Source organism: Vibrio sp. Vb0667 (assembly GCF_033391095.1).
In genome coordinates, this window is the sequence record NZ_JAWPOL010000460.1 from 1 (window position 1) to 1,000 (window position 1,000).

A 1,000-nucleotide genomic window follows, 5' to 3' on the forward strand; every position below is an offset into this window, starting at 1 on the left:
CAATGCACGGTTTACTACGATTGGGTACAACGCACCATTCGCTACCGCAATCAGACAGAAAGGCGCTAGGATTGGCCAGATGGAGGTCAATTCCCACTGCGAAGCTACAAAGATAAGCAACGCGGCAACACTGAATAAACCGATCAACTGACGTAGAATTTTTTCATCACCAAATTTGCGAACACCAACTTTACCTAGGTAACCACCCACCATGAAAGCAATGGTTTGTGGAATAAAGCTCAAACCGATGTCTTTTGCTTCGTAGCCGAGTTGAGACATGATTTCTGGCATACCAGTAAGGTAAGCAAAGAACGCTGCCGACGCGGTTGCGAACATAAACACGTTACCTAGGTAAGTTTTTGAACCTAGTAACGCTTTAATATCCGCAGACATGCTGGTTTGTTTGATTTCGGCTTGTTCGTTCTTTTGTGCCATGGTGGCAGCAACCAGCACCACGCCAACAAGCGTTAATGCGATAAAAATACTGTGCCAACCAAAGCTATCCGCTAAAACCACACCCAGTTGAGGTGCAAGTGCTGGTGATAGTGCCACCAACGGCATGATGGTTGCAAAAATTTGCTGGCTACTGCTGGAGTAACGCTTGATTACCATCGCTTGCCAGATAACCGCAGGAGCACACACGCCGATTGCTTGCACAAAGCGCAGTGTCAGTAGCTGCCAAACTTCATCGCAGAATGCTAAGCCGAATGAGGCAATGGTAAAGAGTACCAGACCTGCGGCCAGCGTATTGCGGTGACCAAATTTATCCGATGCCAATCCCCACATCAGCTGACCAAAAGCCATACCTACAAGAAATACGGTCAGAGAAAGTGCGATTTGTTCGGGACCTGTAGCAAAGTCGATTTCCATCGCTTTGAACGCAGGTAAGTACATGTCAGTGGCAACAAAGCCAAGCATGGATAAAGCTGCAAGATAAACGAGCTGTAGTTTTGATATTTTCATGATTCAACCAATCAAATTATTTAATCATTTTTTAATC

1 protein-coding gene is annotated in these 1,000 nt (G+C 45.7%); it reads right to left on the minus strand.

The features are described from left to right. A partial coding sequence (punC, locus tag R8269_RS26650; protein ID WP_318223098.1) for a purine nucleoside transporter PunC occupies positions 1-963 on the minus strand: 963 nt, incomplete at its 3' end. Positions 964-1,000 lie beyond the last annotated feature (37 nt).